At 26.3% G+C, this 14,639-nt stretch carries 15 protein-coding genes and 1 riboswitch; of the genes, 8 read left to right on the top strand and 7 right to left on the bottom strand.

The annotated features are described in order from the left end of the window. On the top strand, positions 1-641 hold a 641-nt coding region (locus ACRDDY_RS04955), incomplete at its 5' end, for a hypothetical protein (protein ID WP_438563865.1). 62 nt (positions 642-703) lie between these two features. Here the strand turns inward: ACRDDY_RS04955 and ndk are convergent. Next, positions 704-1,099, bottom strand: coding sequence for a nucleoside-diphosphate kinase (ndk, locus tag ACRDDY_RS04950; protein WP_438563864.1), 396 nt, complete (start codon positions 1,097-1,099; stop codon positions 704-706). 180 nt (positions 1,100-1,279) lie between these two features. Beyond that, positions 1,280-1,954: a putative ABC transporter permease gene (locus ACRDDY_RS04945; RefSeq protein WP_438563863.1), complete on the bottom strand. Its 675-nt coding sequence runs from the start codon at positions 1,952-1,954 to the stop codon at positions 1,280-1,282. 338 nt (positions 1,955-2,292) lie between these two features. Here ACRDDY_RS04945 and ACRDDY_RS04940 point away from each other — a divergent pair, with 338 nt between their 5' ends. Both ACRDDY_RS04940 and ACRDDY_RS04935 read left to right on the top strand, forming a co-directional pair. Next, entirely contained in the window at positions 2,293-3,759 is a 1,467-nt protein-coding gene (locus ACRDDY_RS04940) for a BglG family transcription antiterminator (RefSeq protein ID WP_438563862.1), read from the top strand. Positions 3,760-4,077: 318 nt separating this feature from the next. Continuing rightward, positions 4,078-4,836, top strand: coding sequence for an SDR family NAD(P)-dependent oxidoreductase (locus ACRDDY_RS04935; protein WP_438563861.1), 759 nt, complete (start codon positions 4,078-4,080; stop codon positions 4,834-4,836). A gap of 63 nt (positions 4,837-4,899) precedes the next feature. On the opposite strand, the gene ACRDDY_RS04930 is transcribed toward ACRDDY_RS04935, so the two are convergent. The 3 genes from ACRDDY_RS04930 to ACRDDY_RS04920 all read right to left on the bottom strand — a co-directional run bounded on the left by ACRDDY_RS04930 (position 4,900) and on the right by ACRDDY_RS04920 (position 7,628). After that, the gene (locus ACRDDY_RS04930) at positions 4,900-6,135 is read right to left on the bottom strand and encodes a cation:proton antiporter (protein ID WP_438563860.1); all 1,236 of its coding nucleotides are present in this window, start codon (positions 6,133-6,135) and stop codon (positions 4,900-4,902) included. A gap of 17 nt (positions 6,136-6,152) precedes the next feature. After that, positions 6,153-6,752 (bottom strand): TetR/AcrR family transcriptional regulator, encoded by a 600-nt coding sequence (locus ACRDDY_RS04925; RefSeq protein ID WP_438563859.1) that lies wholly within the window; start codon positions 6,750-6,752, stop codon positions 6,153-6,155. Positions 6,753-6,905: 153 nt separating this feature from the next. Next, positions 6,906-7,628, bottom strand: a complete 723-nt coding sequence (locus ACRDDY_RS04920) for a hypothetical protein (RefSeq protein ID WP_438563858.1) — start codon at positions 7,626-7,628, stop codon at positions 6,906-6,908. Positions 7,629-7,811: 183 nt separating this feature from the next. Here ACRDDY_RS04920 and ACRDDY_RS04915 point away from each other — a divergent pair, with 183 nt between their 5' ends. Then, entirely contained in the window at positions 7,812-9,020 is a 1,209-nt protein-coding gene (locus ACRDDY_RS04915) for an NAD(P)/FAD-dependent oxidoreductase (protein WP_438563857.1), read from the top strand. A gap of 214 nt (positions 9,021-9,234) precedes the next feature. Here ACRDDY_RS04915 and ACRDDY_RS04910 read toward each other — a convergent pair whose 3' ends face one another. Beyond that, positions 9,235-9,678 (bottom strand): hypothetical protein, encoded by a 444-nt coding sequence (locus ACRDDY_RS04910; protein WP_438563856.1) that lies wholly within the window; start codon positions 9,676-9,678, stop codon positions 9,235-9,237. Positions 9,679-9,853: 175 nt separating this feature from the next. On the opposite strand from ACRDDY_RS04910, the gene eno reads away from it, so the two are divergent. Further along, positions 9,854-11,146 (top strand): phosphopyruvate hydratase, encoded by a 1,293-nt coding sequence (gene eno / locus ACRDDY_RS04905; RefSeq protein WP_438563855.1) that lies wholly within the window; start codon positions 9,854-9,856, stop codon positions 11,144-11,146. A 216-nt stretch (positions 11,147-11,362) separates the two neighbouring features. Next, entirely contained in the window at positions 11,363-12,844 is a 1,482-nt protein-coding gene (locus tag ACRDDY_RS04900; RefSeq protein ID WP_438563854.1) for a DUF1002 domain-containing protein, read from the top strand. A 109-nt stretch (positions 12,845-12,953) separates the two neighbouring features. Here the strand turns inward: ACRDDY_RS04900 and ACRDDY_RS04895 are convergent, their stop codons facing one another. Beyond that, positions 12,954-13,679: a hypothetical protein gene (locus ACRDDY_RS04895; protein WP_438563853.1), complete on the bottom strand. Its 726-nt coding sequence runs from the start codon at positions 13,677-13,679 to the stop codon at positions 12,954-12,956. A 168-nt stretch (positions 13,680-13,847) separates the two neighbouring features. Further along, a riboswitch (Fluoride riboswitch) is annotated at positions 13,848-13,907 on the top strand. A 96-nt stretch (positions 13,908-14,003) separates the two neighbouring features. On the opposite strand from ACRDDY_RS04895, the gene ACRDDY_RS04890 reads away from it, so the two are divergent. Beyond that, the gene (locus tag ACRDDY_RS04890) at positions 14,004-14,141 is read left to right on the top strand and encodes a hypothetical protein (RefSeq protein ID WP_438563852.1); all 138 of its coding nucleotides are present in this window, start codon (positions 14,004-14,006) and stop codon (positions 14,139-14,141) included. 21 nt (positions 14,142-14,162) lie between these two features. After that, positions 14,163-14,588, top strand: coding sequence for a hypothetical protein (locus ACRDDY_RS04885; protein WP_438563851.1), 426 nt, complete (start codon positions 14,163-14,165; stop codon positions 14,586-14,588). Positions 14,589-14,639: the final 51 nt, after the last annotated feature.

The following is a 14,639-nucleotide window of genomic DNA, read 5'->3' as shown; positions in this document are numbered from 1 at the left end:
AAATGCCTAATTTAGAAATAATTAATCAAGGTGAAATTACAAATTATAATAGTAAAACAACTGAGTTTTTAAATGTAATTATTAGCAACAATTATAATGAATATAAAAATATCTGCGATTCTAAAATGGGAACAGATGATTCATTTAATAAGGTGAAAGATATAGTAAATAAGAATATAAAGAGTACAAAGAATTTAAAATATATAGAAACTGAAAAGAAAGATGATTTTACAAGTAATATATATAAATTAGAAAATAACAATGTGATAATAAGTATAAGTATAACATTTAATAAAGAGGGGCAAGTAGCAGGATTTTATATTATAAATAATGTACAAGCAAAAGATGTAAAAAATTATAATCAAAAAACAACAGAGCTCTTAAATGCTATAGATACAAATAATTTCAATAACTATAAAGCTATTTGTACAGAAAAAATGGGAGCTAAAAGTGCTTTTGATAAATTGGTTGATGTATCAAATCAAAAACTCGGAACTGCAAAAAGTTTTCAATATATACAAACAATAAATAGTAATGGAAATCTTGAAAATGTATATAAAGGAAATTTTGAAAAAGGAGTGATGAACTTTAAAGTAACTCTCGATAATACAGGGAAAGTCGAAGGATTCTTTATAGTATAATATAAAAAATACGAGTGATAAGAAATATTTCTTATCACTCGTATTTTAATTTATTAAAGAGGTTAATTAAACCAAAGAGATATTTCTCTTTTAGCATTTTCTAAAGAATCTGAACCATGAACTGAATCAGCAGTTAATGACAGTTCATATTTTCCACGAATTGTATCTTTAGCTGGGTTTTTAGCAGGTCCATTTAAATTTCTAACTACTTCAATAGCATCTTCACCTTCTAAAATCATAGATACTAATGGACTTCTAGTTAAATAAGTTATTAGTTCCTCAAAATAAGGCTTACCCTTATGTTCTTCATAATGTTCCATAGCTTTTGCTCTTGAAACTTGTTCTAAATTTAAAGCAACAACTTTTAAATTATTTTTTTCATAAATATTTATGATTTCACCTATAAGATTTCTTTCAACCGCATCTGGCTTTATTAATACTAAACTTTTTTCTAACATAAAAATCACCTCATTTAAATTAATAAATAAATTATACTGTAAAAATTAATTTAAAGCGAAATTTTAAAATATGTAAAATGTAGAATAAGAAAAAAATAACTATAAGATTGATTAAAAAATAAATAGAAATAGAAAAAATAAGTAGAGAAAGATATAAAAAAATACAAAGTAGAAAAATATCTACTTTGTATTTAAATCTGTTGATTTTGGGAAAATCATATTTGGAAAAACTTTTTTTAGATAAGAGTCTGGATAATGTTTATCTAAAAATCGATCAACAGCATTTGTAGCAGGTATATGATTCATTCTAGCTACCTCACGTCTTACAGCAAGTGTAGATATTAGAATATTAGGAACCATAAGTATAATACAAATATATGTTATAATTTTAATTTTTTTTGGTGAAAAATAATTGAAGAATTTATTGAATAGAGGATAAACTTCTTTAATAAAGAATACTCCAAGAACACCCCAAAAAACACAGTATTGGACACTTGTTCTACCACCAATGCTAAGAGCTGCTTTTGTATAGTTCCATGAAACTGTTCCAGTTAGAAATTGTTGACCCCATGAACAACAGTATTCAAAAATACCACCTAAAATACCACTGACTAAAAATATAAGAGACCCACGCTTATGAGCAAATCTATAGAGAATTATAGCACATAAGGCAAAGGCGATTCCATAGACTGGAATGAATGGACCATAAATAAGACCTTGTCTGTTTTGAAAATAACCATTTTTAATAAAACACCATAATGTTTCAACAATGAACCCTAAAACAGAACCAACCATGAATAACCAGATTATTTTGTAGAAATTAATTTCTTTTTTTAAATCAAAGATTGTAATCACGTCCTTTTTAAAATATAGAAATAAATATAATTATATCATTATAATAAGTAATCAATATGAATAAAGTGTAATCAAATAATAAAAAAATTATAATAGTAATTAGGATAATGTTAAAAACAAAACTGTAGGGATATGAATTTTGAAAAATATATTAACAAAACTTGTTAAAAAAACAGAAACAATTTATTAACAATATGATATAATGAAGAAAATTGTCTATTATGGATTATTTTTTCACTTTAGGACGTAATTGTTAATATTTTATATATGGGTGAAATTATTTACAATAAGGATGTAGAAGGGTGAATCGACAAAAACTAAGGTTTAGGAGGAAGGTTATGAGAGAGTTAAATATTATCAATGATTTAATAGAGTCAAAGGATTATTTATCTTTAGAATATTTTATAAATAAATATTCTATCTCAAAAAGAACATTGCAAAATGAATTTTCTTATATTTCAAATATATCAAAGAAAAGAGGATTTCACTTAATAGAAAAGAGAGGAAGTGGATATTTACTAGAAGTTTTAGATGAGAAAAAATTTTTAGAGTTTAGAAATGAACTTATAAAATTATCTGAAGAACCTAAAGTTTCAGCAGAAAATATTATAGCTTACTTAAGTTTTAGAGAAGAATATGAATCTATAGAAAATTTAATTCAAATATTTAAATCAAGTAAATCAACATTTAAGGGGTTTAAAAAAGAGATGGATGAATATCTTGAAAATTTCAATTTGAAAATGGAAAGAAAAACTCACTATGGTTTAAGAATAGAAGAGAAGCTTAAATTGAGAAGAGATCTTCTTATTCATCTTTACTCAAATGAAAATGAATTTGTAATAAATGAAATAGATTTCTATATTGATGAAAGATTTAAAATGGTCCAAAAGTGTCTTATAGATACTTTAAAGGAAAAAGAGGTAATAATTAATTATATAGAATTAACACAGTTAGTCACGTGGCTTAAAGTTGTAATTTATATTAATTTAAAAGAAAAAACATCTCTAAATGAAGATAAGGATATACAGATTATAAAAAAGATAAACAAACAGTTTGAAGTTGGAGTAAAAAGTGAAGATGTAGAGGAATTTGAATCTTTAATAAAAAGAAAATCAAGAACTGTTAAAAAAGATGAGGAATTTTTAGAAGAGCTTGGATCTATTCTAAGTGAATTTTTAAAAGAAATTGATGAAGAAAATAAAACATCTTTTAATAAGGATGAAAATTTCAAACATTTATTGCTTACACATGTAGTTGCACTTGTTAATAGATTAAGAAAGAATGTATCTTACAAAAATCCAATTATAGACGAAATATCTATAAAATATCCAATGGTCTTTAATATAGTAATAGCTTTAAGCAATAGACTTAAAGAAAAATATAATGTAGTTGCAACAAGAGATGAGATAGGATTTATAACAATATATTTTATACTTCATATGGAAAAAGAAGTATTAGATAAACTGAAAAATTATAAAAAAATTGCAATTGTCTGCGCATCAGGAGAAGGAAGTTCTTATTTAATTAAGCTAAAGCTTGAAAGTCTTTTTACTAAGGCATGCATAGAAACTTTCTCAGTTCTTCAAATTGAAAATTTAGAAGAATATAAACCAGATATAATTTTTTCAATAACAGATCTTATATTAAAGATTGATACACCAGTTGTATATATAAAAGAGTTATTAAGTGACTTAGATATTTTAAATATAAAGCAACTAGTAATGTTTGAGAAATTTGATAAAGTAGCAGCAGGAAAAACAGAAGAATATTTGGTTAGGAATATAAGTGATATTGGAATCTTATAAGTTATATCTATAGGTGGTGTAAAAGATTCCTCTAAATTTTTTCAAAAAGTTACTGTAACAACAGAAGATGGTAAAAAGTTAAATAAATGGACAAAAGATATGGTAATTATATAAAATTTCTAACTTGGTGTATGTGTAAATTATATCATTAAACTCTAGTATAAAAAGAATAAATAATAGTTTCAATTGTGAAATTTATAATACAAACTTGACTTAATTGTGATATTAGTTAAATTTCATAGGAAATGATTGTAAGAAAAATTTTAGAGTGGTATATTACTAAACAAGAAATATAGACACAAAAGAGGAGATGTTATTATGAACATGGAAAAAAGAGTAACAATAGTAACTGGAGCAGCTGGAGGAATTGGAGAAGGAGTAGCAAATGCTTTTGCTAAAGAAGGTTCTAATTTAGTTTTAACAGATATTAATTTAGATAATTTAGAGAGAGTAAAGAAAAATATAGAAGAAAAATATAATGTTGAAGTTTTAACTATAAAAGTAGATGGTGGAAAAGAAGAAGAGGTTCAGGAAGCAATTAGAAGAACAGTAGATTGTTTTGGAAAAATAGATAATTTAATAAATGTTGCTCAAGCTTCAAAATCTGGAGAATTGTTAATTAATCATTCAAAAGAAGATTTTGATTTAGCTATAAATACAGGTTTATATGCAACATTTTTCTTCATGAAAGAAGCGTTTCCTTATATGAAAGAAAAAGGTGGATCAATTATTAACTTTGGTTCAGCAGCAGCCTTTTCAGGAGAAGCTGGACAAAGTTCATATGCAGCATCTAAAGAAGGTATTAGAGGACTTTCAAGGGTTGCAGCTCATGAATGGGGAGAATTTGGAATTAGAGTTAATGTAGTTTGTCCATTAGCACTAACTAAACGTTTAGAACAATGGAGAGAAGAATATCCAGATCTTTATAAACAAACAATAAATAATATACCATTGAAACACTTTGGAGATGCAGAGAAAAATATTGGAGGAACTTGTGTATTCTTATGTTCAGAAGCAGGGGAATATATAACAGGAGAAACAATATCAGTACAAGGTGGAGTTGGATTAAGACCATAATAGATGTCTTTAAATATAGAAAGGAAGCAAGATTTTATTCTTTGCTTCCTTTTTTTGTATATTTTAATGTAGCACAGTGTGTTCAATAGGAATATTACAAGTTGATTCTATTTCTCCAGCAAGTGTAAATGAACGTTTAGCAAGAAAGACTGCAATAATTTCATTTATAACAGCAGCAGAGGCTATTGTTCCTTGAAGTATTTCAGTAGATTCTGGGAAAAGACCTGATAATGAAGTTACTGCAATTCCAGTAAAAACTAGTGAAACACCAGAATGAGGAAGTAAAGCAAAGCCTAAATATTTAGCAACTGTAGGTTCTGCATTTGAAATTTTAGAGCCTAAGAAAGACCCTAAGACTTTTCCAAGTCCTCTAAATAAAATATATATTACTGTAAGAATACCCGAATTTATAATTAGTTTATAATTTAAAGGTGCTCCTAAGTTTAATATCATAATTATAAGGGCAATACCTATAAATGGATTCATAGAATGTAAGACAGTTTCAATACGTTCCTTTTCAACTAAATTAACTAAAATAAAAGAAAAAGAAATTCCACATAAGAAAAGATTAATAGGTAAAATATATGAATTAACAAAAATACCTAGAGTTACAATAGTAATTATAAGTAAGAAAAATCTTAAAATAATATTTTTTTTATCTAAGTCTTTATTAAATACTTTTTTGCCAAGAAACCCTATTAATGATCCAATTAAAAGAGGAATTGATAGCATTAAGAAAATATTTAAAATATTTGTGAAACTAGTTGCTCCATTTCTAGATACAAGACCAATTACCAAGAAAAAGACAATAACAGCAAGTATATCATCAAGTGCAGCAATAGGGATGAGTGTTTTTGAAACAGGTCCTTTTGCATTATACTCTTTGATTATTGAAAGTGAAGGAGCAGGAGCAGTTGCAAGAGCAATTGCTCCAAATACAAAACAAATTGGAGTTTTAATATCTGTAAAGATTAAGAATGCAAAGCTTACTAAGAAAAATGCACTAAAACCTTCAAAAAGGCAGATAGTTATAAGCTTTTTAAAAGATTTTTTTAAATCACTTAAAATAAGTTCACTTCCTACAAAAGTACCTACTAAAACTTCACAAACATTCATTACTATATGAAACCATGAAGCATTTAGAATTTCATTATTTAATAAATTTAAAAGATGTGGACCTAAAATCATTCCTGATATAAGCCAACCTAAAATAGCAGGCAACTTTAATTTTGCTACTGCTTTTCCCATAAAAAATGTAATGATAGTAAGGAGTACTACCATTAAAATATCCTTAATCATAATTTTACACCATCCCTTTAGTTATCTATTCCACAAAAGACCATTTCAAGCATAAGTTTATGTTCTCTTCTAAAATTCTCAACAAGTATGTCAGGGCTTTCATTTGGAATATTTTTTAAATGTTTTTCTTCAAGTTTTTCAGAAATTAAAATAATTAGTTCAAAAGCTTTAAATTTATCAAATTTAGAATTAATAGAGATTGAATCTAGAATTGCATAAATGAGACTATTATTATAAGACTCAAATTCAGAAAAGATCTCAGAAACACCATCAATAGAAGTGTTCAAAAAAGAACCTATGATGATCTTAGAGATTAGAGGATTTTCACTAAAAAATTTGAATTTTAAGTTGAAATATTCACTTATATAATCAATTCCTTTTTTATTATTTGAAAAATCCAAAGTAATATTAGCTTTAAAAATATTTATAGCATATTGCAAAGTTTCACGATATAAATTCTCTTTAGATGTAAAGTAGTGGTATAAGAGCCCTTTAGATATAGAAGACTTTTTACAGATTATATTAGTTGAGGTTCCTTTATATCCATGGAGAGCAAATTCTGTTATAGATATATCTAAAACTAGATTTTTTTTTGTTGTAATTAAATTAGTTTTCATAAAACTCCTTTCATAGACTATTTGTTTAATTAGGAATATTTTACCATTAATTGACCAGATGGTCAATTAGAAAGTTAAAATTTAATGAATTTTTAGGGGCACAAAATATTATGTAAAATCATAAAAAACAAAGACTGCCTATATAGACAGTCTTTAGTCAGTCATTTGCATACTGTTTTTAAATATGTTGCCAAGTCCAAAGAAATTTGCTACATTATTTGCAAAAAGCTCATATTTACTAGTATTTGAAAGTTTAGAAACAGTTTTATTTACCATGTCTTCAAATACAGTAGGAGAACTAGCTTTAGCAATATTTTGATTTACAAATGGATTGTTAGCATACATATTTTTCATTTGAGTAAAATCATTACTTGATAAAAGCCCATTAAATTTATTTATCAATCCTTGAAGTTGATCTAAATTAGGTGAATTTAGATTTTCTACTTCTGCTGTATAAGTTAGATATTGTGATAATAAATCTTCATTATAAGCTAAATAAGATGTAAGGTTTGCATAGTTTGTAGCTAGAGTCTTACTTTCATTATTTAAAAAAATTGAATTTTCATAGCTTTTAAATGTATTGGAAAGATTAGAAAATTGTGTGCTATAAGAGATATAGTTTGCGGAAGTAGGTGTATTACTCTGATTAATTGTAGTTACTAAATTATTATAAGTATTTATATTTGAGTTAATAGATGAAAGATCTTTATTATTGAAATATAAATAACAACATATAAATCCTACAATAAAAATTATAAGAACTACTATTATAGAAATTATAACTTTGAGTAGAGTTTTTTTCTTTTTAGGTTTATATTCATTAAAGTCATCTTCATCATCTAAATAATTTCTATCTAAACTAAGTGTTGTTGACATAAAAAATCAACTCCTTTTTAAAAATATACTAAATATTATCATAAAAATATAGATAAAGTTTTAATAGAATATAAAAGTAATTTATCAAAATGTAGAACTTAATATAAATTAAGTATATAATTTATATATTAAAAATAGTATCTCCTGAAAAAAGGAAGAATATTTAGAGTAAGAGGTTATCATATGAAAAAAGTAATAGTAGTTGGTGGTGGACCAGCAGGAATAACGGCAGCAATTAAGGCATCAGAAGAAAATGAAGTGATTTTAATTGAAAAAACTGAAGAGATTGGTAAAAAATTAAAGTTAACTGGTGGAGGAAGATGTAACATAACAAATAATAGAGATATTAGTGAAATGCTTGAAAAAGTAGTAACTAATAAGAAATTTTTATATTCAGCTTTTTATACATATACAAATTTAGATGTATTAGATTATTTTAAAAGTAAAGGACTAAGATATAAAGAAGAGTTAGATAGAAAAGTTTATACAGATAATAATAAAGCAGATGATGTTATAAATATTTTAAGAGATGACTTAAGAGAGCATAATGTTAAGGTTTTATATAATAAAAACGTTACAGACCTTATTGTAGAAGAAGGAGAAATAAAAGGAATAGTTGTGAATGATATAGAAAAGATTATGTGTGATAATTTAATCATAGCAACAGGAGGAAAGAGCTTTCCTTTAACAGGTTCAGATGGAAGTATGTATGGAATATTAGAGAAGTATGGGCATGATATTAAAAAGCAATATCCAGCACTTATTCCTTTAGTTATAAAAGAAGATTTTGCAAAGAAACTTCAGGGAATATCAATGAAAGATGTTTTAATAAAAGCAAAAGTTAAGAAAAAGAAATTTGAGCAAAGAGGAGATATGATATTTACGCATTTTGGTATATCAGGACCAGCAGTATTAAAATTATCATCATATATTAATAAAGGTTTAGAAGAGGAAGAAGTTATATTAACATTAGATTTTCTTCCAGAAATATCAAGAGAAGAGTTAAGTAAAAAGATGAAAGAAAATCCTTCAAAAGATGTTTTAAATAACTTAAAAGGAACATTAATACAAAGTTTCTTAAAAGAGATTGGTGAAATGTGTGAATTAACAGGAGTTAAATCTTCAGAGCTTAAAAAGAAAAGTGAAAATAAATTTCTTCAAATGGTTAAAGAAATGAATCTTACAGTATTAGAAACATTAACAATAAAAGCAGCACAAGTTACAAGTGGAGGAGTATCAGTAAAAAATATAAACTCATCTACATTAGAATCTAAAAAAGTAAAAAGACTTTACTTTGCAGGAGAAGTTATGGACGTGGATGCAGAAACTGGAGGATATAACTTGCAAATTGCCTTTTCAACTGGGAATTTAGCAGGAAGGCTTTGTAATTAAGAATGAAAAATTAGGGGGAGTTGCAAGCAACTCTTATATAGAGGCTCAAAATTTACCTGGTGGTAAATTTTATCGTAGGGAAAGTCTTAGGTTAAGCGTGAAAAAATTTGAAATTTAAAATAAAAAGAATTGGCGTTACCAATTCTTTTTTTATTTTTAAAACTCGCCATAGCGAGTTTTTTCCTCAATTCCTCATTCTAAACTTTTAATTAATTTAGCTTTTAGCTTTAAATTCTTTTTTGCAACGACTACATGTTACTACTATTTTCTTTTTACCTTTTGGAACTCTTAGTTTTTGACCACAGTTTGGGCAAGTAAGAATTTTAAAGTTTTTATTTTGCTCTTTTTTTATGTTCTTTTGAGTTTTGTATATTGAATATGCTTGTTTAAAATAAGCTAAACTATTAAAGTTTAAAGTAGGCATATTATAAGGTAACTGTTTATTGAATTTTTTTAGGAGTTTATTTATAAGAGTAATAAACTTTATGTTTTCTTCATTTCTTTTATATTTGTTTTTTGATAGTGCTCTGAAAATAATTAAAATTAGTATAACTAATCCAATGTAGTGAGTATATCTAAAAATATTTAAAATGCTACTTAAAAATAATAAAAATATAGAAAAAATATCTATACCATATCTATCATATAAAAATTTCATAAAAATCTCCCTTTTAAAATTAAATTAAAGTTATTGTAACAAAAAAAATGAGGAAAATAAAGTTTTAAAAATAATGATTATCCTTACTAATTGATTGAAATTATCAATAAAAAAGTGTATAATAAAATTATAGAAAGAGAAAACTATTTTAAATAGTTTAAAAGGAGGAACAAAAATGAAGAGATTTGCAGAAATAGTAGATATAAGAGCAAGAGAAATTTTAGATTCAAGAGCATTTCCAACAGTAGAAGTTGAGGTTGTTTTAGAAGATGGTACTATAGGTAGAGCAGCTGTTCCATCAGGTGCATCTACAGGAATATATGAAGCAGTAGAGCTTAGAGATAATGATAAAGAAAGATATAATGGAAAAGGTGTTTTAAATGCAGTTAAAAATGTAAATGAAATTATTGCAGATGAGCTTATAGGATTAAATGCCTTAAATCAAACATTTATAGATAAAGAACTTATAAGAATTGATGGAACAAAAAATAAAGGAAAGCTTGGAGCAAATGCTATATTGGGAGTTTCCTTAGCAGTAGCAAAAGCAAGCGCTAAGTATTTAGGACTTCCATTATACCAGTATGTAGGTGGGGTAAATGCAAAAGTGTTACCAGTACCTATGATGAATATTATAAATGGTGGTGAACATGCTGATAATTCAGTTGATTTACAAGAGTTTATGGTTATGCCAGTTGGAGCTAAAAGCTTTAGTGAAGCTTTAAGAATGTGTGCAGGAGTATATCATTCACTTAAAAAGCTTTTAAATGAAAAAGGATATTCAACAGGAGTTGGAGATGAAGGTGGATTTGCACCAAATTTAAAATCAAATGAAGAAGCAATAGAAGTTATAATTGAAGCTATAAATAATGCCGGATTTAAACCAGGTGAGGAAATGTTTATCGCATTAGATCCTGCATCATCGGAATTTTTTGAAGATGGAAAATATGTATTGAAACATGAAGGAAAAACATTGACACCAAAAGAGATGGTAGATTTTTATGAAAATCTGGTAAATAAATATCCTATTATTTCAATTGAAGATGGAATGGCTGAAGAAGATTATGAAGGTTGGAAGATAATGACTGAAAGATTAGGAAAGAGAATTCAGCTAGTAGGAGATGATCTTTTTGTAACAAATACAGAAAGATTAAAAATGGGAATTGAAAAAGGAATTACAAATTCAATTCTTATAAAATTAAATCAAATTGGAACTTTAACAGAAACATTAAATGCAATTGAAATGGCAAATAGAGCAGGATATACAGCTGTTATTTCTCATAGATCAGGTGAAACAGAAGATACTACAATTGCAGATCTAGTAGTTGCAGTAAATGCAGGGCAAATAAAAACAGGAGCACCTGCAAGATCAGAAAGAGTTTCTAAATATAATAGACTCCTAAGAATTGAAGAAGAACTTGAAGATGTAGCTGAATATAGAGGAAAAGATGCATTCTTTAATTTAAGATAATAAGTAGCTAGTAAAAGAGATTTTACTAGCTATTTTAATAATAAGAAAAAGAAATTTTATATTACAAAAGAAAGACAAATTTGTAATAAATATTGGGAATAAGAAGATAATTTTTAAAATTTCTTAAAAATTTATGATATAGTTGCATTCCTAAAATGGTTGTGGCAAACTATGTACTAAGTAAATATTATTTAGATTTACTAGGAGGATTTATAAATGAAAAGAAAAAAAATTATAGGAATTACAGTGAGTTTAGCTATTGCAGGTAGCATAATGCTTCCAGGGCTTTCAGCTTTTGCAGATCAATTTAATGTAATATCTATAGGAGCAAATTTAAATAGTCAGCAACAACAAGAAATGCTACAGTATTTCAATGCACCAAATGGAAGCTATGAAAAAATAATGATAAATAACCAAGAAGAGCAACAAGAGTTACAAGGTATTGTTCCAGAGTCAGAAATTGGAACTAGAACAATTTCTTGTGCATATGTACAGCCAACATCTAGTGGGGGAATAAATGTAAAGACTGCTAACTTAACTTATGTTACAGCAAGTATGATAAGTAATGCATTAACAACAGCAGGAATATATAATGCTAATGTAATTGCAGCAGCACCATTCCCAGTTAGTGGTACAGGAGCTTTAACTGGTATTATGACAGGATATGAAAAAGCAACAGGACAAACTATAAGTCCAGAAAAGAAGCAGCTTGCAAATAAAGAAATGCAAGTTACAAGTAATATTGCTAGTGATCCAAATGTAGGACAAACTAAGGCAGCAGCAGTAGTAAATGGAGTAAAGGCAAAAGTAATCCAAAATGGAAATCAAGATTCAAGTCAAGTTGCACAAACAATCAATAATGTAACTAATAATTATGGGGTTAGTTTAACACCGGCTCAAGAAAAAGACCTTAATAATGTTATGGTGGGAATATCACAACAAAATTATAATAAATCAGAAATGGAAAAAACTTTAGATCATATGCAAGAGCAACTAAATAAAGTTTTAGATCAACAAGGTCAATTAAATGGATTTATGAATAAACTAGAAGTTCATTTTGATAGTTTTGTAAATTGGGTAAAAGGAATCTTTACAAATGGCGAGAAGGAAGCTGGCATAGTAAACCAAACTAATAATAATAGTAATATAGGTAAAACAGCAGTAGTTACAGGTAATGATCAAACAGTACAAAATACTACAGCTACACCAGAAACACCAGCACAAAAGAATGCAACATTAACAAATAATCAAACTAATAATAATACAAATAGTAATAGTACAAATAATACGACTGCAAGTAATATTAATAATGGAACAAATAGTGCACAAAATACAGGAAGTAATCAAAATGCAACAATAAGTACTGATAAATTATGTGATAATATCCGTAGTCAAGTAACTAATTTAATAAATAATACACCAAATCTTAGTCAAGCATTTGGTTCAAGTGCAAAAGTTAAAGAATTTGTTGATAGTAGTTTTAGTAATAGTGCAATAAAATCTAGTTTCTCTCAATTAGGAAGCAAAGTTCCAAGTAGCACTACAGTGAATGTAAGTTTATCAAATACTGTAGAACAAGGAGCGATGGGAGTTAATATAACAGAAGCTGTTCCAAATGCTGCTAGTAATAATCAACAAAATATAGTAGTGAGCTTAAATAGTGGAACAAATAATACTACAAATACACAAGGACAATAATAGGAATCTAACTTAAGTATAGGTTGTTCTATACTTAAAGATTTAAATATATACAAGTTTCAAATTCACAAAGAAAAGGACTCATCTAATAATTAGAAGAGTCCTTTTCTTATACAAATATCTTATCTAAAAGTCTAGAAAAACCAGTTTTCTTTTTTTGAGGGAGTTTTTCACGTGTAAGAGTTACAAGTTTCTTATCAAAAGCTTTAAACTTTTCTTCTTCCTCAAGATATTTATTAAGTTCAAACTTTTTTCTTTCAACTTCAGTTTGAAGAAGTTCAGTATTTTCTATAGGAAAAGATATAACAGTATTTTCTAAAGAAGAATTTAGAATTTTTTCTTCTATAACTGGATTCTTTTTTACTATTTTTAATTTTGGCTCTATTTTAAGTTCAGTTTTTATAGAAGAATTAGGATATATCTTCTTTTTAGCTTTTATAGGGGAAGAACTTTTTTTAACCATTAAATCCTTTACTTTAGGAAGAGAATGTGGTGTATCAGATGTTACAGTACATGCAACTTCTGAAAGTCCATCATCTTTAGGAAGTAATTGCTCGCAAGCTTCAGGAGTTAAAAAATCTGAAAGTGGAATAAATGATTCCTTTGACTCCATTTTCTCTTCTTTTGGATTATCAATAGAAAGTGTTTCTAAATCAGCTATTGTTATATTGTTTTTTAGCAAAGTATTCATATCAAGACCAAGTTCTAAATCATAAATTAATTTTTCGGAATTTTTATTATTTTTCTCTATTTCTTTTAAATGGATTTGTTTTTTCTTGTTATTTTTGTTTTTATTATTTTTCTTTTTATTATTAAATTTTTTTTTACTACTCATAAATCAATCACCCTTATCTGTTATGTTAAGTATATATTACCATTTTTTTGGAATAAAATAAAAGAAGAATATAATTTAAATAATAAATAAAAATAATTTACAGTTTATTTATTGAAAGAGAAAAATAGGAAGAGTATAATAAAATCAAACAAAGGAAAGATAAAAAAGTAAATAATAGGTTATGAGGTTAACCTTTAAATGCTGTATGCTAATGACTTCTACTAAAATTCTAAAAATATATGTAAATATATCAAAGATATAAGTGTAGTGTTATTAGTTTTTTTTTGAAAATTCTTTTGGAAAAAATTTAAAGAGGTGGATAAAATGAGTGATTTAGAAAATAGAAGATTTAAAGAAGATATTGTACACACAAAAAAAGTGCAAATAAATGAAATGAGAAAGGAAGAACAAAAAGAAGAACATAAAGAAGAAGGAAATAAATTTAATCGTAAAAAACATTAAATTTAATTAGAGGTGAAAAAGATGGAAGAGTTAACAAAAGTAGAAGTAGAAAAAATATTTGAAGGTGAAGACAATTTAGAAGATTTTCACAAATATTTAAAAGAGTATGGAATTGAAGATAGTCTTAAAGATATAACTTTTAAACATACTAAAAAAAGATTAGAGACTCTTTTAGCAATAGCAAATGAAGGAACAGATAAGGAAATCTCTAGTAAAAAAGATTTATTTAAAAGATTATTAAATAATTTAAATGATATTAAAGAAGAGAGAGCTTCAAAAGAAGCGATAAAAGAAGTATATTCTAATGAAAAAGTTTTAGAGCACATGGATATAAAAGAATTAGATAAAGAAATTAAACATGCCATGAGAAGTTATAAAAAATATGAAAAGTTCAAGAAGCATGAAGAAAATATAGCAAATAAATGGATAAGAACTTTAGGAAAGTAGTTTGTAACAATAATTTTGTGATTAGAATATATTAATGATATAAAGATTTAA

The sequence above is a fragment of the Clostridium sp. genome, from assembly GCF_051656525.1.
Taxonomy (GTDB): domain Bacteria; phylum Bacillota; class Clostridia; order Clostridiales; family Clostridiaceae; genus Clostridium.
This window is presented reverse-complemented; position numbering and strand designations above follow the sequence as displayed.

What these genes read in the sequence shown, in the direction of transcription:
- ACRDDY_RS04915 (WP_438563857.1), top strand. Translation starts at nt 7,812, where the DNA reads ATGAAAAAAGTAATAGTAGTTGGTGGTGGACCAGCAGGAATAACGGCA.
- eno (WP_438563855.1), top strand. Translation starts at nt 9,854, where the DNA reads ATGAAGAGATTTGCAGAAATAGTAGATATAAGAGCAAGAGAAATTTTA.
- ACRDDY_RS04940 (WP_438563862.1), top strand. Translation starts at nt 2,293, where the DNA reads ATGAGAGAGTTAAATATTATCAATGATTTAATAGAGTCAAAGGATTAT.
- ACRDDY_RS04925 (WP_438563859.1), bottom strand. Translation starts at nt 6,752, where the DNA reads ATGAAAACTAATTTAATTACAACAAAAAAAAATCTAGTTTTAGATATA.
- ACRDDY_RS04930 (WP_438563860.1), bottom strand. Translation starts at nt 6,135, where the DNA reads ATGATTAAGGATATTTTAATGGTAGTACTCCTTACTATCATTACATTT.
- ACRDDY_RS04920 (WP_438563858.1), bottom strand. Translation starts at nt 7,628, where the DNA reads ATGTCAACAACACTTAGTTTAGATAGAAATTATTTAGATGATGAAGAT.
- ACRDDY_RS04935 (WP_438563861.1), top strand. Translation starts at nt 4,078, where the DNA reads ATGAACATGGAAAAAAGAGTAACAATAGTAACTGGAGCAGCTGGAGGA.
- ACRDDY_RS04885 (WP_438563851.1), top strand. Translation starts at nt 14,163, where the DNA reads ATGGAAGAGTTAACAAAAGTAGAAGTAGAAAAAATATTTGAAGGTGAA.
- ACRDDY_RS04890 (WP_438563852.1), top strand. Translation starts at nt 14,004, where the DNA reads ATGAGTGATTTAGAAAATAGAAGATTTAAAGAAGATATTGTACACACA.
- ACRDDY_RS04895 (WP_438563853.1), bottom strand. Translation starts at nt 13,679, where the DNA reads ATGAGTAGTAAAAAAAAATTTAATAATAAAAAGAAAAATAATAAAAAC.
- ndk (WP_438563864.1), bottom strand. Translation starts at nt 1,099, where the DNA reads ATGTTAGAAAAAAGTTTAGTATTAATAAAGCCAGATGCGGTTGAAAGA.
- ACRDDY_RS04900 (WP_438563854.1), top strand. Translation starts at nt 11,363, where the DNA reads ATGAAAAGAAAAAAAATTATAGGAATTACAGTGAGTTTAGCTATTGCA.
- ACRDDY_RS04910 (WP_438563856.1), bottom strand. Translation starts at nt 9,678, where the DNA reads ATGAAATTTTTATATGATAGATATGGTATAGATATTTTTTCTATATTT.